This is a genomic window from Streptomyces sp. NPDC003027 (assembly GCF_053591435.1).
This window is the reverse complement of record NZ_JBSFTU010000005.1, coordinates 1-26,969: the sequence shown is the minus strand read 5'-3', so window position 1 is coordinate 26,969 and position 26,969 is coordinate 1. Positions and strand designations below refer to the sequence as shown.

Below are 26,969 nucleotides of genomic sequence, written 5' to 3'. Positions count from 1 at the left end.
TCGTCAATATGACGAAAGTGGGTGCCGGTGTCAGCCGATGGCGGGGTCGAGCGCCAGGGCCGAGGTGTCGGTACGGGGTGGCGGCACCGGCCTCGCGGTCTCGGGGGACGTACGGGGACCCGCTGTCGCGGTCGGGCGCGTGAGGGCTGCCTCCGCCATGACATCCGATGCCGGCGGGCGCGAGGAAGGCCGGTCCGCGGACGCGGGGGCGGCGGCCGGAGCCGGCACCGCCTGGGTGGTGCCCCCAGCCGTCCCCTGGCCGGTCGTCAGCAGGACCACCCCGCGTGCCGCCACGACGGCCGCGGCGCCCGCTATCGGCCATCCCCAGGCCCCGGCGCGAAACGTTTCGCCGAGCAGTGCCACGCCGATGACCGCCGCGGCGGCCGGGTTGGAGAGGTTCACGACGGCCAGCGGCGCGGCGAGACCGCCTCGGTAGGCGGTCTGCGAGAGCAGTAGTCCGCCCACCGCGAAGCCGGATATGAGCACCGCGAGGAGCGCTGTCCGCCACCAGGTCATGCTCCCGCCCGGCACTTTGAGCGCGATCGCGGCGGTCAAGGTCTGCGTCAGCGCGGAGGCGACGCCCGAGGCGATCCCGGAGGCGGTGGCGTGACCGAGACCCCGCCCCATGATCCCGCCGGAGCCGGAGCCGGAGCCGGAGCCGGAGCCGGAGCCGGAGCCGGAGCCGGAGCCGGACCGGGAGCCGGCCGCTGATTGCGCGCTTTCGCCGGACCCTGCCCGCGCCAAGGAGCCGGAACCGGCCGCTGACCGTGCGCTCCCGTCGGACCCGGGCGCGGAAGCCGGGCCTTCGGGGGCGTCGGCGCCCGTCCGCCGTCCGCCGCGCGACCCGCCCCCGTACAGCCGTCCCGACGCGAGCGCCGCGATCAGCAGCGCCGTCGCCGCGGCCACGATCAGAGCCTCGCGCAGGGTCAGCGCCTCGCCGGGCTTCGCCGGCCCGGTGACCGAGACCAGGCCGACGAGCCCCGCGAGCGTCCACAGCGCCCCGCGCCACTCCGCCCGGGTCACCCGCCGCCGCGCGCCGTACGCGCCCAGGGGCAACGCCGCGACCAGCGTCAGCGCGCCGAGCGGCTGGACGATGGTCAGCGGACCGTAGTGCAGCGCGGCCACATGGGCCAGCGCGCCGGCCGCGTTGAGGCCGACCGCCCACCACCACTGACGGCGGGCGAGCAGCGCCCGCAGCGCTCCGCGGCCGCCGGTGGAGGCCGAGGCGAGCCGAGCCTGGGCGACCGCCGCGAGCGCGTACCCGGCGGCGGAGACCAGAGACAGCAGCACCGCGAGCACGGTGCCGTCGATGGCGGTCATCACAGGGCTCCTGCCGTACGGGGCGCGGTGGCGCGCGGGGGAGGGGCCGGGGCGGCCGAGCCCGGCCCGGGGGCCCGTACGGCGGCGAGCGCGAGGGCGAGCAGGGCCGCCGCGGCCAGGGCGTCGAACCAGTAGTGGTTGGCCGTGCCGACGATCACCAGGAGCGTCAGCAGGGGGTGCAGCAGCCAGAGCCACCGCAGCCGGCCCCGGGTGGCTGCGATCAGACCGATCGCGACCATCAGCGCCCAGCCGAAGTGGAGCGAGGGCATCGCCGCGAACTGGTTCGCCATCGAGTCCGTCCGCGGTGTCGCGCCGTACACGGAAGGCCCGTACACCTGCGCGGTGTCGACGAGTCCGGCGGCGGTCAGCATCCGGGGTGGCGCCAGCGGCATCAGCAGATGCAGCGCGAGCGCGGCCGCGGTGAGGAGCGCGAGGACCCGGCGCGACCAGAGGTAGTGGCCGGGGCGGCGCCAGTAGAGCCAGGCGAGGAAGGCGACGGTGGCCGGGAAGTGCACGGCGGCGTAGTACGTGTTCGCGGCCCGGACGAGGCCGTCGCCGTGGAGGAGGAGGGCCTGGACCGATCCCTCGCCGGGCAGATGGGCGGCCCGTTCGGCGTCCCACACGCGGTCGGCGTTGCGGAAGGCGCGCGATTCGTGGCCGTTGGCGAGGAGGCGGCCGCACTTGTAGACGAGGAAGAGCGCGGCGACGAGCAGCAGCTCGCGTACCAGTAGCGGCCGGGGGGCGGAGGCCGGCTCGGGCGCAGGTCCCGGGCGAACCGCCGGTCCGGGGACGGCGGCCGACTCCGGGCGAACCGCCGGTTCCGGGATGGCGATCGACTTCGGGGTCGCGGTCGGCTCCGGGGTAGCGGTCGGCTCCGGTTCGGCGGGACACGTCCCGCGTATCCGGCGTATCCCGGCAGCCATGGCGCGGCCCCTTTATCCGTCAAATCAGCAGCAAACGGAGGAAGCGTAGATCCGATTTAATCGAGACGCAAACGTCTCGATACGTTTGCGTCTCGATTGTGCGGCCCCTACTCTCGTATGTGCAGAGAGCCGACCGGACGACGACGGAGGAACCGGTGTCCCCACAGGCCGCCACAGAGGCGGCGACCGCCGCCGCCCGCCGGAGCAAGATCACGCCCGAGCGGGAGACCGAGCTGTTCGAGGCCGTGATCGACCTCCTCCGGGAAGGCGGCTACGACGCGGTGACCATGGAGGGGGTCGCGGCCCGCACCAAATGCGGCAAGGCGACGCTCTACCGGCAGTGGGGCACCAAACCGCGGCTCGTCACGGCCGCCCTCGCCAAGCGGCGCTGCCCCTTCTTCGCCGGTATCGACACCGGATCGCTCACCGGTGATCTGCGCGAGGCCGCGCGGACGGCCGCGTCCCGACGGGACCGGGACGCCGAGCTGATGGAGGCGGTCAGCCAGGCGTACATCCAGCACCCCGATCTGCGCGAGGCGTTGCGGGAGACCGTCATCAACCCCGAGGTCGCCGCCCTCGACGAGATGCTGCGGCGCGCGGTCGAACGCGGGGAGATCGAGGCGGACAACCCGGCGATCGGCTTCGTCGCGCCCTGCTTCCTCGGCATGCTCCGCGTCGAGCGGCTCTTCGAGGAGCGCTTCGCGGACGCGACGGCGATGCGCGTGTTCGTCGACGCGGTACTCCTGCCGGCGCTGCGCGTCGACGTGTGATCGGGCGCCCCGTCCCGCACCCTGAGGGGCATGGCCGCCACCACTCCGGACATCCGCGTCCGCCGCGTCTACGATCCTCCCGCCCCCGACGACGGTGTACGGGTGTTCGTCGACCGCCTCTGGCCGCGCGGCCTCGCCAAGGCCGACGCGCACATCGACGAATGGCCCAAGGCCCTGACCCCGTCCACGGAACTGCGCCGCTGGTACCACGGCCCTGAGGGGGAGTACGACGAGTTCTGCCGGCGGTACGGAGAGGAGCTCGCCGCCCCCGCCGCCACGGAGGCCCTCGAAGGCCTGCGCGACCTCGCCACCCGGGGGACGGTCACCCTCCTCACCGCTGCCAAGGACCCCGCCCTCAGCCACACCTCCGTACTGGAACGGGCGCTGTCCACGCCGAAGGGGTGACGGCCGGCTGCCGCGCGGCGGAAAGGCAGAGCCACCTCCCCGCGGTCAGCCCCCCGCACGCGCCACCCCCCCCCGCGGTCAGCCCCCTCGCACGCGCCACCCCCCCCCACACGCGCCGCCTCCCCGCGGTCAGCGCTGCCTCCCGGCCGAACCCGCCGCCTCCCGGCCGCGCGACAGCCGCTTCCCGGCCGAAGACGGTCTCCGGCGCGACGCCGGGCCTTCGGGGCATAGCCAGGGACGCGCGGGGACGGTCACCATGTGCGGACCGCACCGCGTTCCGCACGTTCCCCTTCCGAGAGGCACCGCGTGGACCCGAAAACGCACGAACGACTCGACCGACTCGACGCACTTCAACGAGACCCGTATCCCCTCTACGCACAGGCGCGACGGACACCAGGACTCACCTTCGTCCCCGAACTCGACGCCTGGCTGGTCGCCCGGGACGCCGACGTCCGTGAAGTGCTGCTGCGGCCCGAGGACTTCTCCTCCGCCCAAGCCCTGCGCCCCGACGTCATGCCCTCACCCGCCGTCTTCGGCGTCCTCGCGCGCGGATTCGGCAAACGCCCCACCGTCGTCTCCACGGACGGCGCCGCGCACCGCCGCCACCGCGCGCCGATCAACAGCGGCCTGTCCGCCGCCCGGGTCGCCGCCCTCACCCGGTACGCCACCGAGGTCGCCACCGGCCTCGTCGACTCGTTCGCCGAGGACGGGCACACCGAGCTGATGTCCTCGTACGCCCGTGGGCTGCCCGGCGCCGTCATCGGCCGGCTCATCGGCTTCGAACCGGAGGATGTCCCCGCCGCGGTGCACGGAGGACACCGCGCCGAGCAGCTCCTCTTCCGCCCCATGGACGAGAAGGAACAGCTCGCGGCCGCCGAGGACGTGGTCGCGCTGCAGCACCTCCTCGACCGCTACGCCCGCGACCGGCGCGCCCGGCCCCGCGACGACCTCTGCTCGGCCATGGTCGCCGCCCTGGCCCCCGACACCGGCCTCGGGCCCGGGACCCGTGACCTCACCCCCGACCAGCGCGGCGAACTCGTCTCCAACCTGCAGAACCTCCTCATCGCCGGACACCTCACCACCACCGCGCTGATCGGCACCGCGCTGCTCCACCTGCTGCGCCACCGCGACCAGTGGGAGCTGCTCTGCGCGCGACCCGACCTGATACCCGGGGCGGTGGAGGAGGCAGTCCGCTACGACACCGCCGTCCAGGGATTCCGCCGCACCACCACCCGTCCGGTCGTCCTGGCCGGTACCGAGCTGCCCGCCGGAGCGACCCTCTTCGTCGCCTACGGCTCCGCCAACCGGGACGAGGCACGCCACGAGGACGCCGACGTCTTCGACATCACCCGGCCCCCGGCCCCCGTCCGGCACGTCGGCTTCGGCCACGGAACCCACGGCTGCCCCGGATCCCGGCTCGCCAGGACCCAACTCGCCATCACCCTGCAACTGTTCACCCGCAGACTCCCCGGCCTGCGGCTGGCGGACGACCACGAGGTGGTGATGCGGCCGACCCTCATCCACCGCTCACCCGAGGAGCTCCGTCTCACCTGGTGAAGACAGCGCGGCCGGGCGGCACCCGGGCGAGACCGTATCGAGATGACACCGGCCGCTCGTACGTGTCGAGCCACACGCCGGACGACCCGGCCGGACTCGTCGACCTCCTCCGCGAGAACCTCGCCGACTACCGCGCTCTCGTCCACCGCACCGACACCGACGGCCTGCCGGCCCTGCTCCCGCGCCTTCTCGCCGAGCGCGGCGCGGGCACGGTGCTCGTCCCCTCCGGCCTGCCGGCCGAGTGACTGCCGACGGCGGACGCGACGAGGACCGACATCACCCGCATCCACGACCGGGCCGAGGCGACGGCCCGAGAACTCGACGCCGTCGAGGGCGTCCACGGCCCCCGCACCCCCGAAGCGGTGCTACTCCGGGCGTAGCCTCGGGGCCTCGGCGGACGCGTCCGGCACCCGGTCCTCGCGCTCCGTGCGGTCCGCCAACTCCCGGGCCCACCCGGCCAGCCCGTCGACGTCGAGGCCGTACGAGCGCCCCTGCGACGCCGGCAAGGGAGCCGTGATCCGGTCCGCGCCACGCCGCAACAGCCGCGCCCCGCCCCGCGCGTTGCCCCGGGCGGCGTGCGTCAGCCCCACGGCCAGCTGGGCGAGCCCCTGCCACAGGTCCCGCTCCCCGGCGGGCCCGGTCTTCCAGGCGTCCTCGAAGACCTCGTGCGCGTGGAACGGCATCCCCTCGTCGAGCAGCCGCTGCGCCTCGGCGAGCGTCTGCGGGGGCGTACGTGTCACACCCTCCGGCGCCCGCGGCACACCCTCCGTGCCGTACGGCAGTGGGCGTCCGAGCCCGTCACGCGGCCGCGCACTGCGCGCCCGCCCCTCCTCGTCGCGGTCCCTCGGCATCCCCTTCACGCCGCCCATTGTCCCCCTCCCGCCCCCACCCGCCAGTCGGCCACCCCGGCCACCACCTGCGGGATCTCTCCGCAACCCCCTGACGCGACGACGGCCCTGCGCCCCCGCGCCCCTCGGCGTGGGGTAAAGTTTCTCTCGCACGACGCCACCGGGAGCATCCGGCGGGACGGGCATCGGGACGTGGCGCAGCTTGGTAGCGCACTTGACTGGGGGTCAAGGGGTCGCAGGTTCAAATCCTGTCGTCCCGACTTGCATGTACGCAGGTCAGAGGCCGTATCGGAAGTATTCGATACGGCCTCAAGATCGTTTTGGGGACCAGTTGGGGACCAGGACGGAAACGGCCCGGTCGGGTGGGTGGTGAGGAAGCGTCGTCACTCTTGCCTTCATCCTGGCCCGCGCAAAGTGGGGTTGGGGCTCCGGCTCCGTTGGGGGCCTGACGAAAAGGGCCGGGCCGGACGGTGCCGTGGCTGCGACCACCGTCCGGCCCGGAGTGTGCGGGGCTGGGGCTCAGGCCGCCCGCTCGTGTGTTCGCAGGCGTCCTCGATGCCGTACGTCTCCCAGTCGGGGAAGTCGTCGTCGGCGGGAACGGTCTCGCCCGGCACCAGCAGGCAGGCGTCGAGGGCCGCCCGGAGGGCGTCGGCGCGCAGGCCGGTGCCGATGAAGACCAGTTCCTGGCCCTGAGTGGTCTCCGGACCGCGAGCGCCGGAGGGTTCGAACCGCGCGACGGCGCCGGCCTGGGACCACAGTCCGGTCACCCGCGGCCGGCTGGCGAGCCAGAAGAACCCCTTGGAGCGCAGGACGCGCCCGAACGTACCGCTGTCGAGGCCCTCGGTGACGAAGGCCCACAGCCGTCCGGGGTGGAAGGGCAGGTCGGAGCGGAACACCAGCGAGGAGATGTCGTACTCCTCGGTCTCCGGCACGTGGTCGCCGTTGAGCTCCTTCACCCAGCCGGGGGCCTGCTGCGCCTTCTCCACGTCGAACAGGCCGGTGCCCAGGAGGTGTTCGAGGGGGACCTGTCCGCGTACGGCGGGGACGATCCGCGCCTCCGGGTTCAGCCGGGACAGCGTGGCGCGCAGCCGGCGCGCCTCCTCCGGCCCCACCAGGTCGAGCTTGTTGAGCACGATCACGTCGGCGAACTCGACCTGGTCCATGAGCAGGTCGCTGACGGTGCGCTCGTCGTCCTCGTACTGGTCGAGGCCGCGCGCGACGAGTTCGTCGCCGCCGCCGAGTTCCGCCAGGAAGTTCGCGGCGTCCACGACCGTCACCATCGTGTCCAGGCGGGCGAGGTCGCCGAGGGTGGCCCCGTCGTCCCGGGGGAAGGAGAACGTCGCGGCGACCGGCATGGGTTCGGAGATGCCGCTGGACTCGATGAGCAGGTAGTCGAAGCGGCCTTCGCGGGCGAGCCGGTCGACCTCTTCCAGCAGGTCGTCGCGGAGGGTGCAGCAGATGCACCCGTTGGTCATCTCGACCAGCCGCTCCTCGGTACGGGACAGGGCCGCCTCGCCGCCGCGCACGAGCGCCGCGTCGATGTTGACCTCGCTCATGTCGTTGACGATGACCGCGACCCGCAGCCCTTCACGGTTGCCGAGCACATGGTTGAGCAGCGTGGTCTTCCCGGCCCCGAAGAATCCGGAGAGTACGGTCACGGGCAGCCGGTCGGTGGAGGTCATGAGCGCTCAGCCCTCCGGGTGGATCAGGCCGCGCTCGTACGCCTTCACCAGGCGCTGCGGGACCTGGTACACCACGCCCTCGACGGTGACGGGGACCAGCTGGGGCGTGGTCGCCTTCCACTGGGCGCGGCGGTGGCGGGTGTTGCTGCGGGACATCTTCCGCTTGGGGACGGCCATCGTGAGACTCCTCGGTCGGTTCTGACATGGAGAGGCTATATGAAAATGGTTGCCATTCTCAATCTGCCTCTCTGTGGCTGACGAGGGGGTCGGACCATCCACCCAGACCGCGCGGCCCGGTGACAGCTCGGCGTCCGTGACCAGCGCGCCGTCCAGCGCGCCCGCGATGCGTTCGGCGTCGAGGCCGGGTCCGGTGAATCTGATCCCGTTGCGCCGCTCGCCGTAGGAGCCGAACCAGAGTCGGCGGGCGAGCGTGCGGCGCTGTGCTTGCCGATCGGCGCAGGACGCTTTGGTTCGGGTTTCATGTCGAGGATGCCTCGCGAGCGGGAGGCGAGGGGGCGGGCGGAGTCCTGCGGGACCGCCCCGGCCGGGTGTTGCCGGGCATGACGCCTCGGCCTCTCAGGTGTCCGCGTGCGGTCCCTTCGGTCCCCCTCGCGGGCCCGAGGGGAGCCGCACGCGGACGTGACGACACTAAGTGCTCATGGGATCCATTTTCAATCGCTTGAGCGTGGTTCGGGTCCTCGGGTGCCGACCGGCCGGGGTGGAGGTCGCGCCGAAGCCGGCGCCTACCAGGACGACTTGGTCACGCCCGGAAGAAAGCCGGCGTGGGCCTGCTGTCGCGTGCGCACGCGCGAGAGCCCGAACTTGCGCAGATAGCCCCGGGGGCGCCCGTCCACGCTGTCGCGGTTGCGCACTCGGGTGGCGCTGGCGTCGCGTGGCTGCCGGCGCAGCTCCGCCTGGGCGGCCTCGCGTTCGGCCGCGGTCGAGGACGGGAGGCGGATGATCTCCTTGAGCTCGGCCCGCCGGGCGGCGTACCGCTCGACGACCTCCTTGCGCTTCTCGTTCTGCGCGATCTTGCTCTTCTTCGCCATCAGACCTTCCCTCCCCGCGCGCGGATCCGAGCCACGGCGGCCTCGATGCCGATCGTGTCCACGGTCTTGATCGCCCTGGCGCTCAGGACCAGGCGGACGTGCCGCCCCTCGCTGGGCAGCCAGTACCGCTTGCGCTGGATGTTCGGGTCGAAGCGGCGCGAGGTGCGCCGGTGCGAGTGGGAGATGTTGTTGCCGAAGCCGGGCTTGGCGCCGGTCAGTTGGCAGTGGGCGGACATGGACGCAGCCACCTTTCTCGCTGGGGGAGCGTGTTGGTAATGGAAATCATTGCCATATACTAGCGGTCATGGCGCGCAACGAGATCCGCCCGGTCATCAAGCTCCGTTCGACGGCGGGCACCGGATTCACCTATGTGACCCGCAAGAACCGGCGCAATGACCCGGACCGGATGGTGCTCCGCACGTACGCCCCAGTCGTCGGCCGCCGCGTCGACTTCCGCGAAGAGCGCTGACCCCCCTCGCACACCGCCCCGCCCCACCCCCGCACCACCGAAAGGCCCTGCCATGAAGTCCGGGATCCACCCCGCCTACGCCCCCGTCGTCTTCCGCGACTCTGCCTCCGACACCGCGTTCCTCACCCGCTCCACGATGACCAGCGACAAGACCGTCGAGTGGGAGGACGGCAACACCTACCCAGTCGTCGACGTGGAGATCTCCTCCGCGAGCCACCCCTTCTACACGGGCACCGCCCGGGTCCTCGACACCGCCGGCCGCGTCGAGAAGTTCCAGCGCCGCTACGGAGCCCGCTGATGGGCCACGAGCAGCAGCTCCCCGTCGTCATCGTCGCCGGCCTGCACGCCGAGGCCAGGAGCCAGGTCGTCGACCGCCTGCTGCACGCCGTGCAGGGGAGCGTGGCGCTGCACCACGACCTCGCCGGGGCACCTGACGGCACAGTCCTGCGGCTGATCCGCGACGCCTCCGGCACCCTGTCCCGCGGCGAGACGCCCCTGGTCGACGGCTGCGCGTGCTGCGCGCTGCGCGAGGACCTCGTCCCGGAACTGCGGCGGCTCGCCGACAGCGGCCTGACCCGTCTCGCCGTGGTCGAACTGTGGGACTCGGTCGAACCCAAGGCCATGGCGGAGGTGATCGTCGAACACGGAGGAGACCGCCTCGCCCTGACGAACGTCATCACCGCCGTCGACCCCGCGCTCATCCTGCCCTGCCTCGCCAACGGCGACGACCTGGCCGAGGCCGGCCTCGCCGCCGCTCCCACCGACCAGCGGACCGTCGGCGACACCTGGGCCCGCCAGCTGGAGTACGCACCCGTCCTCGCCGTCGTCGACAACGACGAAGCCGACGACGAGGACCGCGCCCTGCTCGCGCAACTGCACCCCACCGCGCTCCGCGTACCGGCCGCGTCCCCGGAACTCGCCCGGGCCGCGTTCGCCGGCATCGACGTCGAGGCCGCCGCGGCCGCGCAGCACCCCGCGTGCGCGCTGCTGCCCCAGGACGCGGACGAGGCCGGCGTGACCACCTTCGTCTGGCGTCGCCACCGGCCGTTCCATCCCGAGCGCCTCTACCAGGCACTCGAGGACCTGTGCTGTGCCGCCGCCCGAAGCCGCGGCCGGTTCTGGCTCGCCGACCGACCCGACACCCTGCTCGCGTGGGACGCGGCAGGCGGAGCGCTCTGCGTGGAGAGCGCCGGCCCTTGGCTGGCCTCGCTGCCGGACGCCGCCTGGGAGATGGTCCCTCCCGTGCGCCGGGCGGCGGCCGCGCTCGACTGGCACCCCGATCACGGCGACTGCTGCCAGCACCTGGTGTTCACGTCGCCGGGATTGGACCGTGACGGTCTGGAACGGCTCCTGGACTCCTGCCTGCTGACGGACGCGGAGTACGCGTCGGGGCGCGAGGCATGGAAGCACCTGCCCGCCGCCTTCGACTCCCTCCTCGACGCCGCCTGACATTCACCCGTACACCCCTCCACGGCCTGGCCCGACCGTGACGGAAACCTTCCTGCAAGGAGACATCGCCATGGCCCGACGCCCCGACCCCCGCAAGCCCGTCAAGTCCCGTCCCAACCCGCTCGACGCCGCCGGGATCACCTACATCGACTACAAGGACACCAACCTCCTGCGGAAGTTCATCTCCGACCGCGGCAAGATCCGCGGCCGCCGCGTCACCCATGTGACCGCCCAGCAGCAGCGGCTCCTCGCCACGGCCATCAAGAACGCCCGGGAAATGGCCTTGTTGCCGTACGCCAGCCGCTGACGGCGCCCGGGCTCAGTCCTCGTTGCGGAGGCGACGCATGGTGAGCGTGCCGGTTTCGCCTCATGCGCTCAGTGGCAAACCAGCTCGACGCCGGCCGGCGCGGTACTCGATCATGTGTTCATGCCCTTGAGAGAAACCCTTGCCCGAGTCGATGCGGATCTGGCCGCCGGCCGGGTTCCCGTCGCGCGTCAGCGCTTGCGTGGTCTCATCTCGTCCTTCCCGCACGACCTGACGCTCCGCCGTCGGCTGGCCGAGGTGTACCGGCTCTACGGCGACGCGGCCGAGGCCGGGCGCTGGATGTACCTCGAAGAGGACCGGGACGCCGACGAGACCGCCGCCTTCGAGGCGCGGTACGGGTCCCCGGGGCGGCGGATGAAGGCTCTCGCCTGGCGCGGCGCCGAGGCGAACGCCGCCACCGCCTTCGCGGAGGGGCAGCTGGTCGCGGTGCGGAACGCCTGCGCCGAGGAGCTGGGGCACCCCGTCGACTGGGACGACCCCGACTCCTACCAGGACGACCTGGGCGAGGAGTACGAGGCGCCCTCCGCGCCGTGGACGGTCAGCGGTGTGCTGGCGGGCGTCGGCTGCCTGGTGGTGGCCCTCATCTTCCTCGCGATCTGGGTGAATGGACTCGTCGCCCTCTTCGACTGACTCAGGCGTGGGCGGTCGGCGGCGGGGCCGTACGTGTCAGCCCTGCACCACCCGTACCGGTCGGCGCAGAAGATAGGCCGCCGCCGTGGTGACGAGGAGGAGCATGCAGGCGATGAACACCAGACCCGCGGCTTCCAGGCCGAGGGGGTCGGCCAGGAGGCCGACGCCGACGACCGGGATGGAGATGCCGGCGTAGGCGACCAGGAAGAGGGCCGAGATCGCCGCGGCGCGCCGGTCCGCCGGGGCGGTCGCGGCGACGGCTGACAGGGACGCGCGGAAGACGAGGCCCTGTCCCGTGCCGCCGATGACGGCGGACAGGACGACGAGGGCCAGGAGCTCCGTGTGCAGGGCCCCGGCAAGCAGGGCCAGCCCGGTGAAGAGGACGACGCAGCCCACGGGCAGCGAGCGCGTCACTCCGACTCGCCCGACCGCCAGTTGACCGGCGGTCGAGGAGAAGAAGGCGAGTGCCACCACCAGACCGCTCACCGCGTGGTTGTCCACGTGCAGGTAGCGGGCGAGGAAGGCCGGGCTGACCGAGGTGAACACCCCGAAGAGGGCGAAGCCCGCGAAGGACGCGATCGCCGCCGGCACGAACACCGGCCGGACCTGGGCCGGCAGGGCGGGGCGCCGCGGACGTACGGCCGTGAGCGGCCGCCGCTGCCGCACGGTTTCCGGAAGGCGCAGCAGCACGAGCGCCGACACCGCCGCCAGGGCCAGATGGATGCCGTACGGCAGCAGCAGCGGGGCGGGGGCGTACTGGGCGAGCAGCCCGGCGAGCAGAGGGCCGCAGCCGAGGCCGCCCATGTTGGCGGCCGTGGCCACGAACGTGGCCCACGGCCCGCCGCCGGGCGGGGCCAGCTCCATGACGTACGCCGTGGCCGCCCCCGTGAACAGGCCCGCGGACAGGCCCGACAGCAGCCGGCCCGCGTACAGCCAGCCCACGGCGTCGGCGCACAGGAAGCAGACGGCGCTCACCGCGGCGAACCCCAGCCCCCACAGCAGGGCCGGCCTTCTGCCCACGATGTCCGACGCGTCACCCGCGAGGAGCAGGACGGCCATGACCCCGAACGCGTACACCGCGTACACGACCGTCACAGTCAACTCGGAGAAGCCGAACTCCGCCTGGTAGAGGGGGTACAAGGGGGTGGGAAGCGTGGTGCCGGCCATGCACACGACGAATACGGCGCCGACGAGCAGACAGCGCGGCCAACTCCGAGGATCACCATCCATGCCGCCGACCGTAACCCCGCAGGGCGCTGACGCCCCGGCGGCACCACGCCCGGGTCTGCCAGGCGTGGTGCCGGTGTGCGGAGGAGTCGTACGGGTGGTCAGCCCACGAGGTGGTCCTCTCGCGAGTCGTCAGGGGGGTGGGTTGTCTTGGGGCCGGGGGGTGCGGCCGCTCGCCGACGGCACACGAAGGGCGCCGTCGGCGACGGGTCGCGTGCTCTCCGGGGAGGCACGGTGCTCACAGCGCACCGGGGGCCCGGGCAGGCAGGGCTGAACCGGGTGCCGTGGGGAGCCGCTGCGGGCGGCGGTGAACAGTCGGCGCCGCGAAGGCGGTGCTGAGCCGGGAGACGGCGCTGACGAGCGCGCTGAGCCGGGGCGGCGCTGAACGGGGCGGCGGGCGCGAGGGCCGCGGCGGGCGTGCCGCCGTAACTGTGGCTCGGCAGCGGCGAGTTGCGCGCGATGCCGAGAGCGCGCCTACGAGGCGGGGGAAGGTCCCCCGTCGGTGAGGGTGATGGCGGCGGGGCAGACACCGGCCGCGACGCGGACCGCGGCGTGCCGCTCCCGCGGCGGCCGGGCGTCCAGCAGGACGACCAGACCCTCGTCCTGGTCCTGGTCGAACACCTCAGGGGCGGACAGGGCGTACATCCTGGCATCGAGACAGCGGTCGCGGTCGACACGGACGTCCATCGGCTCAGCCCTCGTCCCAGGTGACCGGCGGCCGGTGCACACCGTAGATGTTCATGTCCGTGCGCAGCGGCACCTCGTCCGCCGGCGCATCGAGGCGTGCAGCGCCCTGTGGTGCCGTGATGCGCCATCCAGCCACCGGATCGGCGCGCCCCGCCGGATGGCCGGCCTGCCGGCTCTCCGTCCGTCGACGGGAGCTCCTGATTCGTGCAGACGTTCGATTGTTCGTCTACGCTGGATCCATGACCGCACCACGACCGGAGATCCCCGGCCTCCAGGGATCCCTCTTCGACCAGGACACCGACATCCGGCTCGGCCCTCTGGACGGCGTGCGGCGGACGGTCCTCGACGGCGGGGCCTGGGTCGACCACCTCCCCGGCTGGCTGAGCGGTGCCGACGCGCTCTTCGAGGAGCTGGCCGGTTCGGTGCCGTGGCAGGCCGAGGAGCGGAAAATGTACGACAACGTGGTCGCCGTGCCCCGTCTCCTCGCCTACTACCGCGAGGGCGTCCCCCTCCCGCACCCCGCGCTCGTGGAAGCCCGCGAGGCCCTCAGCGCCCACTACGGCCCCGAGCTCGGCGAACCCTTCGTCACCGCCGGTCTCTGTCTCTACCGCGACGGCCGCGACAGCGTCGCCTGGCACGGCGACCGGACGGGGCGCTCCGCGACCCGGGACACGATGGTCGCCATCCTCTCCCTCGGCGACCCCCGCGACCTCGCGCTCCGCCCCCGAGGCGGTGGCCCCGTGGCGCTCCGGCTTCCGCTGGGCCACGGCGACCTGCTGGTGATGGGCGGCTCCTGCCAGCGCACCTGGGAACACGCGGTCCCGAAGACCAGCCACGCGGTCGGCCCGCGCATCAGTGTCCAGTTCCGCCCGCGGGGGGTGGGCTGAGGGACCGTGGTCAGGGGCGGCGGGCGGACGCCCGTCCTGGTTCCGGGCCGCCGACGAGCACGACGTCGAGACGGCGCGGGCCGTGGACGCCCTCCACCCGGTCGAGTTCGATGTCGCTCGTCGCGGAGGGGCCGGAGATCCAGGTCAGCGGGCGGGCCGGATCGAGGCGTTCGAGAGCCTGGGGGACGGAGGAGACGACCTGCTCCGGGACGCGGACGAGGCAGATGTGGTGGTCGGGCACGAGCGTGAGGCGCCGGCTGCCCTGATCCGGGCCGCCGTCCAGGACGAGGGTGCCGGTCTCGGCGATCGCCAGCGCGCAGCCCGTCACCACGGAGTCGCACGTGTCGAGATCGTGCGGAGTCAGGTCGGCCCGATCGGGACAGGGAGTGACGTCCGCACGGTGGAGCACCCGGGCCGGCAGCCCGCGCGGTACGAGCACGCGTCGAGCCCCGCGCTCGGACAGCAGGCGCCCCACCACCTCCGGAAGCTCCGCCGGCCGGCAGTGGTGCACGGCGGCCCGGTAGTCCTCCAGGTTCTCGGCGAGGAGGCCGACGCGCTGCTCGGGGGTGAGGCCGCCGTGCTCCCGGGCGTAGTCGCGGGACACCGCCCGCGCGTACGGGACGTCGGCCTCCGGCACATCGGCGAGGGCCTGCCGGATCCGTCCCAGTACCGACTCTCTGCCGCTCACTGCGAGCCCTCCCCGCGATCGTGCTCCCGCTTCCACCAGGTGCGGAAGGGCTGGGCGGGCACATCGGGCAGTTCGCGGCTGTCGGTCCACGCCCGCCCCGGTCCCGGAAGGCGTGCGGGGTGGAGCCGGCGGGTGAAGGAGGCGAGACGCTGACCCGCGGCCAGGACCCGGGGATGGCCGAAGACCCAGGCGGCCGCGCCCATGGCCGCTCTCTCCGTACGATGGCCCGGATTCTCGGCGACCTTCTCGCGGAGGTGGACGAGCACTTCGGGGATGTCGATGGCGACGGGGCAGACGTCGTAGCAGGCGCCGCACAGGGTGGAGGCGTACGGCAGGGAGGCGTCGATGTCGCTGGTGGTGCCGCGGAGCTGGGGCGTGAGGATGGCGCCGATCGGGCCGGGATAGACCGATCCGTAGGCATGCCCGCCGGCGCGTTCGTAGACGGGGCAGACGTTGAGACAGGCCGAACAGCGAATGCACCGCAACGCCTGACGGCCGACCTCGTCGGCGAGCGCGGTGGTACGGCCGTTGTCGAGCAGCACCAGATGGAAGGCCCGCGGCCCGTCACCGTCGCTGGTCCCGGTCCACATGGACGTGTACGGGTTCATCCGCTCCGCCGTCGAGGAGCGGGGCAGGGTCTGCAGGAAGACCTCCAGATCACGCCAGGTCGGCACCACCTTCTCGATCCCGACCACGGAGATCAGGGTCTCCGGCAGGGTCAGACACATCCGCCCGTTGCCCTCCGACTCCACCACCACCAGGGTGCCGGTCTCGGCCACCATGAAGTTCGCTCCCGAGATCCCCACCTTCGCCCGCAGGAACTTCTCCCGCAGATGCAGCCTGGCCGCCTCCGCCAACTCGGCCGGCGCATCGCCGAGATCCTCCGGCGCCGGACGCCCCCAACGCCCCATCCGCGAGGCGAAGATGTCACGGATCTCACCACGGTTGCGGTGGATGGCCGGAACCAGGATGTGCGAGGGACGGTCCTCGCCCAGCTGCACGATCAGCTCCGCCAGATCCGTCTCATAGGCCGTGATGCCCTCGGCTTCCAACGCCTCGTTCAGGCCGATCTCCTGCGTGGCCATCGACTTGACCTTGACGACCTCCGACTCGCCCGTCGCCTTCACCAGCCCCGCGACGATCCGGTTCGCCTCCTCCGCGTCACAGGCCCAGTGCACCCGGCCGCCCGCCGCCGTCACCGCCTCCTCCAACTGGACCAGATACGCGTCCAGATGGCGCAGCGTGTGGTCCTTGATCTGCTTCCCGGCCTCCCGCAGCCGCGCCCAGTCCGACAACTCCGCGACCGCCCGGGCACGCTTGTCCCGGATCGTGTGCGTGGCATGCCGCAGATTCGCCCGCAGCACCCCATCGGCCACCGCCTCCCGCGCCGCCTCAGGGAACGACGGCATCCCCACGAACGTCCCGCTCACGCCAGTGGCTCCTCTTCCGTACTCGCCAGGATCTCCGCGATATGGACCGGGCGGACGCCGGCCTTCAGGCGGCGCATCGTGCCTCCGATGTGCATCAGGCACGAATTGTCCGCACCACACAGCACCGACGCCCCCGTCGACACCGCCGACCGCACCTTGTCGGCGCCCATCGCCGCCGACACCTCCGCGTTCTTCACCGCGAACGTCCCCCCGAAACCGCAGCACTCCTCCGCACCCGGCAGCTCCACAAGCTCCAGACCCCTCACCGCCTCCAGCAGACGCCTCGGCCGCTCCCCGAGACCGAGACCCCGCAGACCGTGACACGACGGGTGGTACGTCACTCGGTGCGGGAAATACGCGCCCACGTCCGTCACCCCCACCACGTCCACCAGGAACTCCGTCAGCTCGTACGTCTTCGGAACGAGCGGGGCCACGGCCAGGGCGAGCGCGTTCCCCCGGCCCTCCGCCCGCGCCCGCTCGCCCATGCGCGGGTACAGCTCACGGACCATCGCCCCGCAGGAGCCGGACGGAGTGACGATCGCGTCGTAACCGCCGAACACCTCGGCGAACCGATGGGCGAGCGGCTCGGCCTGGCGCCGGTGGCCGGTGTTGTAGTGAGGCTGCCCGCAGCACGTCTGGCCCATCGGGAAGTCGACGTCGACCCCCAGCCTGTTCAGAAGTCTCACCACGGCACGGCCCGTGTCCGGATAGAGCGTGTCGTTCACGCAGGTGAGGAAGAGGGCGACACGCATCGCGGCTCCTTCGAGTCCATCGGTGGGGCTCCGGGTGGGCGCGGTGTCAGGGCCGCGCCCACCCGGAGGGTTCATGGCCGGTTCTACGCGATGATCCGCCGGGCCGCCGCCTCCCAGGCGGCCCTGTCTCCCGACGGTTCGTACCGGCGCGACGGCTGCGTACGGGCGAGGAGTTGGCGCATCGCGACGCGGTCCTCGACGAGTCCGTGCGCACGTGCCTGGACCAGGACGTTGCCCAGCGCCGCCGCCTCCACCGGCCCGGCGACCACCGGCAGTCCGCACGCGTCGGCGGTGAGCCGGCACAGCAGGGCGTTCCGGGCCGCACCCCCCACCATGTACACCACGTCGACGGGGTGGTCGGCGAGCCGCCGCGCCTCGTCGATCGCCCGACGGTGGGCCAGGGCGAGCGAATCGAGGATGCAACGCGTCGTCTCCCCGCGCGTCGAGGGGACCGGTTGTCCGGTGGCCCGGCAGGCCTCGGCGATCCGCTCCGGCATCCGGCCCGGCGCGAGGAAAGCGGCGTCGGACGCGTCCACCACCGACCGGAGACCAGGCGACTTCGCCGCCTCCCGCAGCAACCCCGCCACATCGCTCTCGCCCCAGACCCGCATGCACTCCTGAAGCAACCACAGGCCCATGATGTTGCGAAGATAGCGGACCGTTCCGTCGATGCCCGACTCGTTGGTGAAGTTCGCCCTCCTGCTCGCCTCCGTCAGCACGGGCGCCTCAAGTTCGAGTCCGGCCAGCGACCAGGTGCCCGTACAGATGTAGGCGTACCGCTCGCCCCTCCCGGCGGGCACACCGGCCACGGCGGACGCGGTGTCGTGCGACCCCACCGCCGTGACCGGCACCGGAGCGCTCGCCCCGACGTACTCCCGTACGTGGGGCAGCAGCGTGCCCGCCGGATCACCGGGGCGCCGAAGAGGCGCGAAGAGGCCGAGATCGACACCCACCGCCTCCGCCACGCCCGACGCCCAGCCGCCCGTGCGGGCGTCGATCAGCTGGGTCGTCGAGGCGTTGGTCACCTCCGTCCCCTGCTCGCCCGTCAGCCAGTACGTGATCAGATCGGGAATCAGGAGCAGGCGCCGCGCGGCCGCGAGCTGTGCCGTGCCCTGGGCCGCCACCAGCTGGTAGAGGGTGTTGAACGGGGCGTACTGGATCCCCGTCTCGGCGTAGAGCCGTTCCGCGGGGAACTTCTCCCACACCCTCTCCGCCACCCCCTCGGTACGGGAGTCGCGGTAGTGGACGGGCGGCCCGAGCAGCTTTCCGTCGGCGTCGAGCAGGCCGTAGTCCACGGCCCAGCTGTCCACGCCGACGGAGTCGACCGGCCCGGCGGCCCGCAGCCCCTCCAGGATCCCGGAGTACAGGGCGAGGACGTCCCAGCGCAGCCCCTCGGGGAGGCGGCACGGCCGGTTCGGGAACCGCTGGACCTCGGTCAGGTCGAGAAGGTCCCGGCCGACCCGGCCGACCATGACACGCCCGCTGCTCGCGCCGAGGTCGACCGCGGCGAACGCCTTCGTCCGTCCGCTCATCGCAGGAAGGCGGCGGCGACGCCGGCGTCCACGGGGACATGGAGGCCGGTGGTGTGGGTGAGATCGCCGCCGGTGAGGGCGAAGACGGCGTTCGCGACGTGCTCGGGCAGGACCTCGCGCTTGAGGAGGGTCCGCTGGGCGTAGAACTCGCCGAGCCTCTCCTCCTCGACGCCGTACGTCGCCGCCCGCTGAGCGCCCCAGCCGCCCGCGAAGATCCCCGAACCGCGCACCACCCCGTCCGGGTTGACCCCGTTGACCCGGATGCCGTGCTCGCCCAGTTCGGCGGCGAGCAGCCGGACCTGGTGGGCCTGGTCGGCCTTGGTGGCGGAGTAGGCGATGTTGTTCGGACCGGCGAAGACGGCGTTCTTGGACGCGATGTACACGATGTCGCCGCCGAGCCCCTGCGCGATCATCACCCGGGCGGCCTCCCGGGACACGAGGAACGAGCCGCGGGCCATGATGGCGTGCTGCACGTCCCAGTCCTCCGCCGTCGTCTCCAGCAGCGGCTTGGAGATCGAGACACCCGCGTTGTTGACGACGAGATCGACCCCGCCGAAGGCGAGCACCCCGGTCTCGAACGCCAGGGCGATCTGCCGCTCGTCGGTGACGTCGACCGTCACCGGCACCGCCCTGTCCGGGCCCCCCAGCTCCTCGGCCACCGCCGACGCGCTGTCGGCGTTCCGGTCCGCGACGACCACGCACGCGCCCTCGGCGGCCAGCCGGCGGGCGATCGCACGGCCGATGCCGCTGCCCGCCCCCGTGACCAGGGCGACCCTGGCCGCCAGGGGCTTCGGCTCCGGCAGACGCCGCAGCTTGGCCTCCTCCAGCTCCCAGTACTCGATGCGGAACTTCTCCGACTCCTCGATGGGCGCGTACGAGGAGACGGCCTCGGCGCCGCGCATGACGTTGATCGCGTTGACGTAGAACTCGCCCGCCACCCGCGCCGTCTGCTTGTCCTTGCCGAAGGAGAACATGCCCACACCGGGGATCAGCACGATCGCCGGGTCGGCGCCGCGCATCGCGGGGGAGCCGGCGGTCGCGTGCCGGGCGTAGTACGCGGCGTACTCCTCCCGGTAGGCGGCGTGCAGCTCCTTCAGACGGCCGACCGCCTCCTCCGGCGGCGCCGTGACCGGAAGGTCCAGCACCAGGGGCCGGACCTTCGTCCGCAGGAAGTGGTCGGGGCAGGAGGTGCCGAGCGCCGCCAGGCGGGGGTGCTCGGCACGGGCGAGGAAGTCCAGGACCACACCGGCGTCGGTGAAGTGGCCGACCTGCGGCCGGTCCTTCGAGGCGAGGGCGCGGATGTGCGGGGCGAGGGCGGCGGCGCGTGCGCGGCGCGCCCGCTCCGGCAGCGCCTCGTAGCCCTGGACGACCGGACCGAACGGCTCAGGCCCGCCCCGCTCGGCGAGGAACGCCTCGGCGGTGCGGATGATGTGCAGCGAGTTGGCCTCGCACTCCTCCGGGGTGTCGCCCCAGGCGGTGATGCCGTGCCCACCGAGGACGCAGCCGATCGCCCGCGGGTTGGCGGCCTTGACGGCGGCGATGTCGAGGCCGAGCTGGAAGCCGGGGCGACGCCACGGCACCCACACCACCCGGTCGCCGAAGCACTCGGCCGTCAGCTTCTCGCCGTCCGCGGCGCAGGCCAGGGCGATGCCGGAGTCGGGGTGGAGATGGTCGACGTGGGCGGCCTCCACCAGGCCGTGCATCGCGGTGTCGATGGAGGGGGCCGCGCCGCCCTTCCCGTACAGGCAGTGGTCGAACGCGGCGACCATCTCGTCCTCGCGCTCCACCCCCGGATACACGTCCTTGAGGGCCCGCAGCCGGTCCAGCCGCAGGACCGCGAGCCCGTCCTCGGTCAGGGTGCCGAGATCGCCGCCCGAGCCCTTCACCCACATCAGCTCTAGGTCCGTCCCGGTCACGGGATCCGTACCGGTTCCCTTCGCCGATGTATTGCCGCCGGCGTAGTTGGTGTTGCGGGGATCCGAACCGAGGCGGTGCGAGCGGGCCAGCAGGGCGGCCGGTGCGGGAGGGAGTGCGGAAGACATGGATCGCCCTTCGGGACGTCACGAACGGGAGGGAGTGTGCGGGTGTTCCCGCGTCGGGGGCGCCGGTCAGGCGCCCCAGCCCGCGGGCGCGGACGTTCGGTCAGGCGCCCCAGCCCGCGGGCGCGCCGCCGACGCGCTCCTCGGCGACCTTCCGTGCCCAGCCCGAGCGGTGGAAGGCGGCGACCGGATCCGGGGCGAGCCCGCACTCCTCGCGGACCTCGGCCAGCAGCGGGCGTACGTCGGTGTTGTAGGCGTCCATCAGTACGGCGTTCGCCTCCAGTACGTCACCGGACCGCTGGGCGGCGGCGAGTGCCTGGCGGTCCACCAGGAGGGCCTTGGCGGTGGCCTCCTGCACGTTCATGACGGAGCGGATGATCGCGGGGATCTTGGCCTCGACGTTGTGGCACTGGTCGAGCATGAAGGCGACCTCGGGGCCGAGGCCGTCGCCCCGGACCACCTCGTACATGATCCGGAACAGCTGGAAGGGGTCCGCGGCGCCCGCCATGAGGTCGTCGTCGGCGTAGAAGCGGGAGTTGAAGTCGAAGCCGCCGAGCTTCCCCTCGCGCAGGAGCGTGGCGACGATGAACTCGATGTTCGTACCGGGCGCGTGGTGCCCGGTGTCCACCACGACCCGGGCCTTGGGGCCCAGCTTCAGGCAGTGTGCGTAGGCGGTGCCCCAGTCCGGGACGTCGGTGGTGTAGAAGGCCGGCTCGAAGAACTTGTACTCCAGCAGCAGGCGCCGGCCCTCGCCGAGCCGGTCGTACACCTCGCGCAGCGCTTCGGACAGCCGGTCCTGACGCTCACGGACGTCGTCCTGGCCGGGGTAGTTGGTGCCGTCCGCGAACCACAGCTTCAGATCCCTGGAACCCGTCGCCTCCATGATGTCCACGCACGCGAGCAGATGATCCACGGCCTTGCGGCGCACCTTGGCGTCGGGGTGGCACACGCTGCCGAGCCGGTAGTCGTCGTCCTGGAAGGTGTTGGAGTTGATGGTGCCGAGCCGCAGGCCCCGCTCCTCGGCGTACGCGGCCAGAACGGCGTAGTCGTCCACCTCGTCCCACGGGATGTGCAGGGCGACGGTGGGAGCCGCTCCGGTGAACTCGTGAACCTTCGCCGCGTCGTCGAGCTTCTCCCACGGAGTGCGGGGGACGCCCGGCTGCGTGAACACCTTGAACCGGGTTCCGGAGTTGCCGTAGGCCCAGGAGGGCGTCTCGACGGCCTGCGCCTTGAGAGCGGCCTTCACGGCCTCGTGCACGTCAGTCATGAGCCACCTCGGGAGCTGGACCGGGCTGTGAATCGTTTCAGTAACGCTAAGCCCTCCCTTCTTTCATGGTCAAGACGGCTGACCCAGTGCGAATGAAAGGATTCATCGCCTGGGGCAAGGAGGTGCTTCGGTCAGGAGAGGAGCAGGCGGAGGCCGAGACCCGCCGCGTCGAGGCCGGCGAGGTCGCTGTCGCGCTCGGCCCACCGGCCGGAGTCGAGGTCGTCGCCGAGGCTTCGCACCGCCCGCTGCTCGGCCTCCGGAACGACCTCGTCGCGGGTGAGCCGGAACCGGTCCCGCCGTCCGGGCTCGTCGGTGTCGAACCCGCGGCAGCACGAGCCGAAGCGGTGACCGGGGCCCACGCCGGCCTCGCCGCACCGGTCGCCCATGAGCCCCCCTCACATGGGAGTTGGAGAGCACAGCCGCACCGTTACGCGCGTTTCCGGGACCCCGGCTCCGTGGCGGCGCGGGCGGTCTGCCGCCGTCGTTCCGTCGAATTGCCATGAGATACGCATACGTTCCGGACGCACGGGCACGCGAACGTCAGCCACAGACGGCGGACGGAGAGATTCTCCACGCCGATCTTCCGGGCCTACAGGCGGGATCATGAACGCGACTGACGACGAAAGTGACAGGAAAACCGGCGAGCGCATCGACATCTCCACCGCGATGAGACGGGCCTCCGCCCAGCTCTCGGAACTTCTCCGGTGCGAGCCGGGATCCGTATCGGCGGTGAAATCCACCGAAGAGGGCTGGTCGGCCGATGTGGAAGTGACCGAAATCGAAAAGGTCCCGGACACGATGAGCGTCATGGCGTCCTACCGCGTCGCTCTCGACCCCGAGGGCCGACTCGTCGGGTACGAACGGACGAGACGCTACGCCCGAGGCCAGATCGACCGCCGCTGACGGCGGACGGGGCGCAGGCTCCCCCCTCGGGGGCGGCCGGGCGCCGAAGGCACCATCGGAAGGAGTTCCATCGTGACACTCGTCCAGCAGAGCAACGCAACGAGCGGCGGAAGCGGTTCCGGAAATCTCTACGACGTTCTGGAGCTCATTCTCGACCGGGGTCTCGTGATCGACGCGTTCGTCCGCGTCTCCCTCGTCGGGATCGAAATACTCAAGATCGACGTCCGTGTGGTCGTCGCCAGTGTGGACACCTATCTGCGGTTCGCCGAGGCGTGCAACCGGCTCGATCTGGAATCCGGCCGCAAGGCACCGACCCAACTGACCGACATCGTCGGCGACATGACCGAGAGCGGCGCCAAAGGAAAGTCGAAGGGCGCGCTGAGCGGTGCCGTCGAGGCGTTCACGGACACCTTGCAGGGCAAGCGCGAGGAATCCGAGGAGGAGCCGCGGAAGCGGTCGGCGCGCAAAACGACCTCCAGCCGTTCGTCAGCCCAGGGAAGCGAGGAGTAGCGCATGTCCACCTACGTCTACGCCATCACCGGCGCGGACCACCCGCTGCGGCTGGACAACCTCCAGGGAGTGGGCGACCCGCCGTCGCCCCTGCGGACCGTCACGACCGGCACCGTGGCCGCGGTCGTCAGCGACGCGCCCGCCGGGCTGCGGGCCAAGCGCCGTGACGTGCTGGCCCACGAGAACGTCCTCGAGGCCCTGATGTCGGACGGCGCGACCCTGCCGATGCGCTTCGGGCTGCTCGGCCCGGACGACGAACGGGTGGCCGAGGTCCTGGACCGGGAGGCTTCGGCCTACCGCGAGCGGCTGGCCGAACTCGACGGCCATGTCGAGTACAACCTCAAGGCCGCCCGCGACGAGCAGGACATGCTGCGCGAGATCCTGACGCAGTCCGAGCAGGTACGGCAGCTCAACGAGCGCACCCGCTCGGACCCGGCGGCCCACGAGGAACGGGTCGCCCTGGGGGAGCTGGTCGCCCATGAGGTGGCGGCCCGCGGCGGCGGCCAGGCCGAGGAGACCATGCGGCGTCTCACCCCGGCCGCGGCCCGCGCCTCCCGCAGCGAACCCGGGGCGAGCCACTTCCTCAACGTGTCGTTCCTCGTCCCGACCGAGTCGACGGACGCCTTCGTACGCGCCGTGCAGGAGGAGGCCGACCGGCTGGGCGAGGCGTACACCTTCACCCTGACCGGGCCGCTTCCCCCGTACAGCTTCGTGTGACCGCCCCGGGAGGGAGGTGACGGCCATGGGACTCATCACCGGCGTGCTGACCTTCCCGATGGCACCCGTACGCGGCACCGCCTGGGTTCTCGACCAGGTGCTGCTCGCCGCGGAGCGGGAGTACTACGACCCCGAGCCGGTGCGCGCGCAGCTGGCGCGGCTCGCGGACGACCTGGCGAACGGCCGTATCGACGCCGAGGAGTTCGACCGCCGTGAGGACGAGCTGCTGGACCGGCTCGACGAGATCGAGGAGTACCGCCGGCGACGGGAGAACAGCTCATGACCGCACGGAGTGAGGGCCGGCCGTAGGCCGTGCCCGGAGCCGTACCGCGGAGGTCGGCAGCCGACCGCGAACCAGCACACAGACAGGGACGACACCGTGTCCGATTCACTGGCAGGCCGTATGTCCGCCCCACCGCGCGCCGCGCCGGTCCACGGCCCGCAGGGCTCGTCCGCCAACCTCGCGGACATCCTGGAGCGCGTGCTCGACAAGGGCATCGTCATCGCCGGCGACATCCAGATCAATCTCCTGGACATCGAACTCCTGACGATCAAGCTCCGTCTGCTGGTCGCCTCGGTCGACAAGGCGAAGGAGATGGGCATCGACTGGTGGGAGCACGACCCCTCGCTCTCCTCCCGGGCACGCCCCGCCCCTCCGGTCGAGGGCCGGCACGAGCCGGCCCTCGACCGGAGGGACCCGCTGGCCGAGGAGAACGAGCGCCTGCGCGCCGAACTCGCCCGGCTGCGCTCGACAGCCGGTTCCACGGGTGCGGGTGCCGCAGCGGACGCCGGTGCCGGTGTCGTACGGGAGGAGGACGAGAGGTGAGCACACGAGAGCGGACACGGGAGGCGGCCGCCTCCGTGCGCGACGCGGGCGCCTCGGGCGAGTCGGAGACGACGCTGACGTACGTGTACGCCGTCGGCCGCGACGACGGTACGCTCCGCGGCGTCGTCGACCACCTGACCGGAGTCGACGGCCACGAGCTGCGGCTGATAGGTGGCGGCGGCAGCGGGCTCGTCGCGCTCGTCTCGCCCGTACCGGCAGATGTGTTCGACGAGAGCGCGCTGCGGGCTCAGATGGAGGACCTGGGGAGGCTCGAGAAGATCGCCCGCGCCCATCACGCCGTGATCGACGCCGCGTTCGCCGAGACGGTCGTGCTCCCCCTGCGCCTGGCGACGGTCTATCTGGACGAGCGCAGGGTGGTCGCCATGCTGACCGAGCAGCGGCTCCCCTTCGAGCGGCTCCTCGCGGAGCTCGACGGACATGTCGAGCTGGGAGTGAAGGTCTACGCGGACCCGTCCGCCGCCACTCCGCCCGCGCCCGCTGCGCCGCCGGAGGCGCCGACTGCCGCCTCGAGTCCCGGCCGGGCGTATCTGGCCCGGCGGCGGGCCCAGCGACGCACTACGCAGGATCTCCACCGCGCCGCCGGGGACATCGCGGCCGAGGCGCGGAGCGTGGCGGAGACGCTCTCCCGCGCCAGGGCGGTGCACCGCCCCCAGCAGGGTGAGCTGTCCCGGCATCGTGGGGAGAACGTCAGCAACGAGGCGTATCTGGTGGCCGCCGAGGACGCGGACCGGTTCCGGGAGCGGGTCGGCGCCCTGGCCCTGCGCGCGCCGGGCGTCCACGTCGAGGTGACCGGCCCCTGGGCTCCGTACTCCTTCGCGACACCGGAGACGGGCGGGGACGAGGATGCGCCACGATGAGCGCACCGTTCACGGGCGACGGCTTCCCGGACAGGGAGCCGCTCGCCGGGCCGCCGGTGGCCCTGATCGACCTGCTGGACCGCCTCCTGAACGGGGGAGCGGTACTGACCGGTGATCTCGTCCTGTCCGTCGCCGACGTGGACCTGGTGCACATCAACCTCCGCGCGGTCATCCGTTCGGTCACCGGTGACGAACCGGCTCCCGAACTCATCCCAAGGAGGCCCACGGCGTGAACGAAACACCCCCGGCGTCGGACACGGCCCCGACGGTGAAGGAGGGCGTCCCCACGGCTCGACGGCTGGCCACGGACCCCGACACGGTGGAGCGGGACCTCATCAAACTCGTCCTCACCATCGTCGAGTTGCTCCGCCAGCTGATGGAACGCACCGCAGTCCACCGGGTCGACCAGGGAGACCTCAGCGAGGACCAGGAAGAACGCATCGGCATGACGCTGATGATCCTGCAGGAACGAATGGAAGAGCTGTGCGAGAGATACGGCCTTTCGACGGACGATCTGAATCTCGATCTGGGGCCGTTGGGGTCATTGCTTCCCCGTGACTCGATCGGCCGTGACGGAATCTTCTCCGTGACGGAACCCGGCGCAACGCCCCCCGTTTCATCACTGGTTGAGCGGCAAGGAGGAAAAGCATGACTGCAGAGAGCGAAAACGCCAGGAATTCCCGCACCACGCAGACCAAGAACACCCAGGCCAAGAAGACGACGGCCAAGCGGGCGGAGACGAAGGCGTCGAACGCCACGGCCACGGTGGAGTCGGCGGCACGTGACGCCGAGAACTCCGTGCCGGCGAGCGCGCGGTCCGCCGGGGCGGCCACCAAGCGCGTCGGCCGTGCGGCGGCGAGCGGTCTCCAGAGCGGGCAGCAGACCCTGACGGCCAACGCCGCCAAGGCGGCGACCGCCGCCACCACCGCGTGGACGGTCGTCAAGCAGCGGAAGGCCATCGCGGCCGGAGCCGCGGCGGGAGTCGCCGGGGTCGCGGGCGCCGCCTTCGCCATCGGCCGCTCCACCGCCAAGCCGCCGGTCGGACCGCTGACCCGGCTCGCGCGCGGCCGGATCTGACCGGGACGGATTCACAGGTCCCCGGCGGCGGCCGCCCTCGCACGCACCCTGCGGTCCGCCCCGTCACGACGGGGCGGGACGCAGCCCAGCCGGGGGGCGGCGCCCGGGGCCCGCGCGGCGGC

34 protein-coding genes, 1 tRNA gene and 2 pseudogenes are annotated in these 26,969 nt (G+C 72.3%); 20 read left to right on the top strand and 17 right to left on the bottom strand.

Annotation, left to right across the window (positions count from 1 at the left end):
* Positions 1–30 precede the first annotated feature (30 nt).
* On the bottom strand, positions 31–1,320 hold the full coding sequence (locus tag ACWDX6_RS05990) for a DMT family transporter (protein WP_451483724.1): 1,290 nt from the start codon (positions 1,318–1,320) through the stop codon (positions 31–33).
* Positions 1,320–2,243: a phosphatase PAP2 family protein gene (locus tag ACWDX6_RS05985; RefSeq protein WP_451483723.1), complete on the bottom strand. Its 924-nt coding sequence runs from the start codon at positions 2,241–2,243 to the stop codon at positions 1,320–1,322. Before ACWDX6_RS05985 ends, ACWDX6_RS05990 begins: the two co-directional genes overlap by 1 nt.
* Before the next feature lie 155 nt (positions 2,244–2,398).
* On the opposite strand from ACWDX6_RS05985, the gene ACWDX6_RS05980 reads away from it, so the two are divergent.
* From ACWDX6_RS05980 to ACWDX6_RS05965, 4 genes are all read left to right on the top strand, one after another.
* Positions 2,399–3,013 carry a TetR/AcrR family transcriptional regulator gene (locus ACWDX6_RS05980; RefSeq protein ID WP_451483722.1) on the top strand — a complete coding sequence of 205 codons (615 nt, stop codon included), beginning with the start codon at positions 2,399–2,401 and terminating at the stop codon, positions 3,011–3,013.
* A gap of 30 nt (positions 3,014–3,043) precedes the next feature.
* The gene (locus tag ACWDX6_RS05975) at positions 3,044–3,418 is read left to right on the top strand and encodes a DUF488 domain-containing protein (RefSeq protein ID WP_451483721.1); all 375 of its coding nucleotides are present in this window, start codon (positions 3,044–3,046) and stop codon (positions 3,416–3,418) included.
* Positions 3,419–3,724: 306 nt separating this feature from the next.
* Positions 3,725–4,975: a cytochrome P450 gene (locus ACWDX6_RS05970; protein ID WP_451483720.1), complete on the top strand. Its 1,251-nt coding sequence runs from the start codon at positions 3,725–3,727 to the stop codon at positions 4,973–4,975.
* Complete coding sequence (locus tag ACWDX6_RS05965) at positions 4,972–5,220, top strand: hypothetical protein (protein WP_451483719.1); 249 nt, start codon at positions 4,972–4,974, stop codon at positions 5,218–5,220. Before ACWDX6_RS05970 ends, ACWDX6_RS05965 begins: the two co-directional genes overlap by 4 nt.
* Before the next feature lie 120 nt (positions 5,221–5,340).
* Here ACWDX6_RS05965 and ACWDX6_RS05960 read toward each other — a convergent pair whose 3' ends face one another.
* Entirely contained in the window at positions 5,341–5,844 is a 504-nt protein-coding gene (locus ACWDX6_RS05960) for a DUF309 domain-containing protein (RefSeq protein WP_451483718.1), read from the bottom strand.
* 165 nt (positions 5,845–6,009) lie between these two features.
* Between ACWDX6_RS05960 and ACWDX6_RS05955 the strand changes: the two genes are divergently transcribed.
* Positions 6,010–6,083: transfer RNA gene (locus ACWDX6_RS05955), tRNA-Pro, on the top strand.
* A 135-nt stretch (positions 6,084–6,218) separates the two neighbouring features.
* Here the strand turns inward: ACWDX6_RS05955 and ACWDX6_RS05950 are convergent.
* The 4 genes from ACWDX6_RS05950 to rpmB form a co-directional block, all read right to left on the bottom strand.
* Positions 6,219–7,505 carry a GTP-binding protein gene (locus tag ACWDX6_RS05950; RefSeq protein WP_451483717.1) on the bottom strand — a complete coding sequence of 429 codons (1,287 nt, stop codon included), beginning with the start codon at positions 7,503–7,505 and terminating at the stop codon, positions 6,219–6,221.
* A gap of 6 nt (positions 7,506–7,511) precedes the next feature.
* A complete protein-coding gene (gene rpmF, locus ACWDX6_RS05945; RefSeq protein WP_451483716.1) occupies positions 7,512–7,682 on the bottom strand; it encodes a 50S ribosomal protein L32 in 171 nt (56 codons plus the stop codon).
* Positions 7,683–8,248: 566 nt separating this feature from the next.
* The gene (gene rpsN, locus ACWDX6_RS05940) at positions 8,249–8,554 is read right to left on the bottom strand and encodes a 30S ribosomal protein S14 (RefSeq protein WP_451483715.1); all 306 of its coding nucleotides are present in this window, start codon (positions 8,552–8,554) and stop codon (positions 8,249–8,251) included.
* Positions 8,554–8,790: a 50S ribosomal protein L28 gene (gene rpmB, locus ACWDX6_RS05935; protein WP_451483714.1), complete on the bottom strand. Its 237-nt coding sequence runs from the start codon at positions 8,788–8,790 to the stop codon at positions 8,554–8,556. Before rpmB ends, rpsN begins: the two co-directional genes overlap by 1 nt.
* Before the next feature lie 68 nt (positions 8,791–8,858).
* On the opposite strand from rpmB, the gene rpmG reads away from it, so the two are divergent.
* The 5 genes from rpmG (at position 8,859) to ACWDX6_RS05910 (ending at position 11,427) form a co-directional block, all read left to right on the top strand.
* Positions 8,859–9,023, top strand: a complete 165-nt coding sequence (rpmG, locus tag ACWDX6_RS05930) for a 50S ribosomal protein L33 (RefSeq protein ID WP_451483713.1) — start codon at positions 8,859–8,861, stop codon at positions 9,021–9,023.
* 52 nt (positions 9,024–9,075) lie between these two features.
* Positions 9,076–9,321, top strand: coding sequence for a type B 50S ribosomal protein L31 (locus tag ACWDX6_RS05925; RefSeq protein ID WP_451483712.1), 246 nt, complete (start codon positions 9,076–9,078; stop codon positions 9,319–9,321).
* Complete coding sequence (locus tag ACWDX6_RS05920) at positions 9,321–10,472, top strand: CobW family GTP-binding protein (protein WP_451483711.1); 1,152 nt, start codon at positions 9,321–9,323, stop codon at positions 10,470–10,472. Before ACWDX6_RS05925 ends, ACWDX6_RS05920 begins: the two co-directional genes overlap by 1 nt.
* Before the next feature lie 70 nt (positions 10,473–10,542).
* Complete coding sequence (gene rpsR / locus ACWDX6_RS05915) at positions 10,543–10,779, top strand: 30S ribosomal protein S18 (RefSeq protein ID WP_451483710.1); 237 nt, start codon at positions 10,543–10,545, stop codon at positions 10,777–10,779.
* Between the two features lie 120 nt (positions 10,780–10,899).
* Positions 10,900–11,427, top strand: coding sequence for a DUF6584 family protein (locus ACWDX6_RS05910; RefSeq protein WP_451483709.1), 528 nt, complete (start codon positions 10,900–10,902; stop codon positions 11,425–11,427).
* Positions 11,428–11,463: 36 nt separating this feature from the next.
* Here ACWDX6_RS05910 and ACWDX6_RS05905 read toward each other — a convergent pair whose 3' ends face one another.
* The 3 genes from ACWDX6_RS05905 to ACWDX6_RS05895 all read right to left on the bottom strand — a co-directional run bounded on the left by ACWDX6_RS05905 (position 11,464) and on the right by ACWDX6_RS05895 (position 13,477).
* Complete coding sequence (locus tag ACWDX6_RS05905) at positions 11,464–12,657, bottom strand: MFS transporter (protein ID WP_451483708.1); 1,194 nt, start codon at positions 12,655–12,657, stop codon at positions 11,464–11,466.
* A 471-nt stretch (positions 12,658–13,128) separates the two neighbouring features.
* The gene (locus ACWDX6_RS05900) at positions 13,129–13,341 is read right to left on the bottom strand and encodes a ferredoxin (protein ID WP_451483707.1); all 213 of its coding nucleotides are present in this window, start codon (positions 13,339–13,341) and stop codon (positions 13,129–13,131) included.
* 4 nt (positions 13,342–13,345) lie between these two features.
* Positions 13,346–13,477 (bottom strand): hypothetical protein, encoded by a 132-nt coding sequence (locus ACWDX6_RS05895; RefSeq protein WP_451483706.1) that lies wholly within the window; start codon positions 13,475–13,477, stop codon positions 13,346–13,348.
* A 103-nt stretch (positions 13,478–13,580) separates the two neighbouring features.
* On the opposite strand from ACWDX6_RS05895, the gene ACWDX6_RS05890 reads away from it, so the two are divergent.
* Positions 13,581–14,228 carry an alpha-ketoglutarate-dependent dioxygenase AlkB gene (locus ACWDX6_RS05890; RefSeq protein ID WP_451483705.1) on the top strand — a complete coding sequence of 216 codons (648 nt, stop codon included), beginning with the start codon at positions 13,581–13,583 and terminating at the stop codon, positions 14,226–14,228.
* A 10-nt stretch (positions 14,229–14,238) separates the two neighbouring features.
* Here the strand turns inward: ACWDX6_RS05890 and ACWDX6_RS05885 are convergent, their stop codons facing one another.
* The 7 genes and pseudogenes from ACWDX6_RS05885 to ACWDX6_RS05855 all read right to left on the bottom strand — a co-directional run.
* Positions 14,239–14,916 carry a LutC/YkgG family protein gene (locus tag ACWDX6_RS05885; protein ID WP_451483704.1) on the bottom strand — a complete coding sequence of 226 codons (678 nt, stop codon included), beginning with the start codon at positions 14,914–14,916 and terminating at the stop codon, positions 14,239–14,241.
* On the bottom strand, positions 14,913–16,346 hold the full coding sequence (locus ACWDX6_RS05880; protein ID WP_451483703.1) for a LutB/LldF family L-lactate oxidation iron-sulfur protein: 1,434 nt from the start codon (positions 16,344–16,346) through the stop codon (positions 14,913–14,915). Before ACWDX6_RS05880 ends, ACWDX6_RS05885 begins: the two co-directional genes overlap by 4 nt.
* A complete protein-coding gene (locus ACWDX6_RS05875; RefSeq protein ID WP_451483702.1) occupies positions 16,343–17,098 on the bottom strand; it encodes a (Fe-S)-binding protein in 756 nt (251 codons plus the stop codon). Before ACWDX6_RS05875 ends, ACWDX6_RS05880 begins: the two co-directional genes overlap by 4 nt.
* A gap of 83 nt (positions 17,099–17,181) precedes the next feature.
* Positions 17,182–18,630: a rhamnulokinase gene (locus tag ACWDX6_RS05870; protein ID WP_451483701.1), complete on the bottom strand. Its 1,449-nt coding sequence runs from the start codon at positions 18,628–18,630 to the stop codon at positions 17,182–17,184.
* Positions 18,627–20,672, bottom strand: a complete 2,046-nt coding sequence (locus tag ACWDX6_RS05865) for a bifunctional aldolase/short-chain dehydrogenase (protein ID WP_451483700.1) — start codon at positions 20,670–20,672, stop codon at positions 18,627–18,629. The genes ACWDX6_RS05870 and ACWDX6_RS05865 overlap by 4 nt, the downstream gene beginning before the upstream one ends.
* Positions 20,673–20,772: 100 nt before the next feature.
* Positions 20,773–21,936 (bottom strand): L-rhamnose isomerase, encoded by a 1,164-nt coding sequence (rhaI, locus tag ACWDX6_RS05860; RefSeq protein WP_451483699.1) that lies wholly within the window; start codon positions 21,934–21,936, stop codon positions 20,773–20,775.
* Between the two features lie 131 nt (positions 21,937–22,067).
* Positions 22,068–22,202 (bottom strand): annotated as a pseudogene (locus tag ACWDX6_RS05855) (MerR family transcriptional regulator); the annotation flags it as partial.
* Positions 22,203–22,539: 337 nt separating this feature from the next.
* On the opposite strand from ACWDX6_RS05855, the gene ACWDX6_RS05850 reads away from it, so the two are divergent.
* The 9 genes and pseudogenes from ACWDX6_RS05850 to ACWDX6_RS05810 all read left to right on the top strand — a co-directional run bounded on the left by ACWDX6_RS05850 (position 22,540) and on the right by ACWDX6_RS05810 (position 26,847).
* Positions 22,540–22,839 (top strand): gas vesicle protein GvpO, encoded by a 300-nt coding sequence (locus ACWDX6_RS05850; protein WP_451483698.1) that lies wholly within the window; start codon positions 22,540–22,542, stop codon positions 22,837–22,839.
* 72 nt (positions 22,840–22,911) lie between these two features.
* Complete coding sequence (locus tag ACWDX6_RS05845; protein ID WP_451483697.1) at positions 22,912–23,349, top strand: gas vesicle structural protein GvpA; 438 nt, start codon at positions 22,912–22,914, stop codon at positions 23,347–23,349.
* A gap of 3 nt (positions 23,350–23,352) precedes the next feature.
* Entirely contained in the window at positions 23,353–24,066 is a 714-nt protein-coding gene (locus ACWDX6_RS05840; RefSeq protein WP_451483696.1) for a GvpL/GvpF family gas vesicle protein, read from the top strand.
* A 25-nt stretch (positions 24,067–24,091) separates the two neighbouring features.
* Positions 24,092–24,349: a gas vesicle protein GvpG gene (locus tag ACWDX6_RS05835; protein ID WP_451483695.1), complete on the top strand. Its 258-nt coding sequence runs from the start codon at positions 24,092–24,094 to the stop codon at positions 24,347–24,349.
* A 96-nt stretch (positions 24,350–24,445) separates the two neighbouring features.
* Positions 24,446–24,892, top strand: coding sequence for a gas vesicle protein (locus ACWDX6_RS05830; RefSeq protein ID WP_451483694.1), 447 nt, complete (start codon positions 24,446–24,448; stop codon positions 24,890–24,892).
* On the top strand, positions 24,889–25,770 hold the full coding sequence (locus tag ACWDX6_RS05825; RefSeq protein WP_451483693.1) for a GvpL/GvpF family gas vesicle protein: 882 nt from the start codon (positions 24,889–24,891) through the stop codon (positions 25,768–25,770). The genes ACWDX6_RS05830 and ACWDX6_RS05825 overlap by 4 nt, the downstream gene beginning before the upstream one ends.
* Entirely contained in the window at positions 25,767–26,003 is a 237-nt protein-coding gene (locus tag ACWDX6_RS05820; protein ID WP_451483692.1) for a gas vesicle protein, read from the top strand. Before ACWDX6_RS05825 ends, ACWDX6_RS05820 begins: the two co-directional genes overlap by 4 nt.
* A 35-nt stretch (positions 26,004–26,038) precedes the next feature.
* Positions 26,039–26,326: pseudogene (locus ACWDX6_RS05815) on the top strand (gas vesicle protein K); the annotation flags it as partial.
* A gap of 92 nt (positions 26,327–26,418) precedes the next feature.
* Entirely contained in the window at positions 26,419–26,847 is a 429-nt protein-coding gene (locus ACWDX6_RS05810) for a hypothetical protein (protein WP_451483691.1), read from the top strand.
* The last annotated feature ends 122 nt before the right edge of the window (positions 26,848–26,969 follow it).